Annotated in this window: 1 protein-coding gene; it reads right to left on the bottom strand. The window is 43.1% G+C overall.

Annotated features, from left to right (window positions below):
* On the bottom strand, nucleotides 1-786 hold a 786-nt coding region (locus tag ACS8FC_RS16625; protein ID WP_439297593.1), incomplete at both ends, for a carboxypeptidase regulatory-like domain-containing protein.

Genomic DNA, 786 nt, shown 5'->3' with positions numbered 1-786 from the left:
CTGTAGGCTTGCAGTGCCTGTCTGTACCCAGCCTTCTAATAGCTCATTATAGAAAAACAGTGGCATTTGCGTTGCGATCGCATCAAGGTTTCTCGTTGATACAGGGATCATCATGGTCGCGCTATTACCGTCTGTAAGTACTAACGGATTACCTTCGCTATCTGTAGCAGTGACATTCAACGCTCCGAAGCTCTCCATAAAACCACCATCAACGATACCATAACCTCCTGGCATCTCTTCTGAGTCGACACTGGGTGTAATGACATCCATCATTACCGTAATGTCACCAATAATAGGCTGTCCATCAGCACGCTGCAGCGCATTGGCGGGAATATTAAGTTGGGCGCCCAAATCTATGATGCTCAGATTGATACTTTCTGTCACGGACTGTGTGACAGCAGTGACCGTGCTGTCATTGTTAAGCTGATATTCGACTTCCATAGTAGCGCTATTGGCAACTCTGGTGCTAAATGTGCGTTCTGGATAGTTATTAGCATTTATAGTGAGCGTAACATCTTCATTAACTGGTAAGCCTGATAATGTGAACTCACCGTTAGCATCAGTCGTATATTCTTGATTGTTAATGGTTATTGTTGCACCTGCAATAGGGTTTAAACTGATTTGGTCTACTACGGTTCCTGAAATACTACCCATACTTTGTTCAGCAGCAGGAGGGGTGCTAATGTTGTCATTATCTGAGTTGTTGAAGCAGCCTGTTAATGTCAATGAAGCTAGGATACTTACTGTTAATAGTTTAAAAGAGGTTTCTGTCTTTTTCTTAGCCAT

The organism is Psychrobacter sp. 1Y4 (assembly GCF_051847555.1).
The sequence above is the reverse complement of the archived record's forward strand: the minus strand, read 5'-3'. Positions and strand labels throughout refer to the sequence as shown.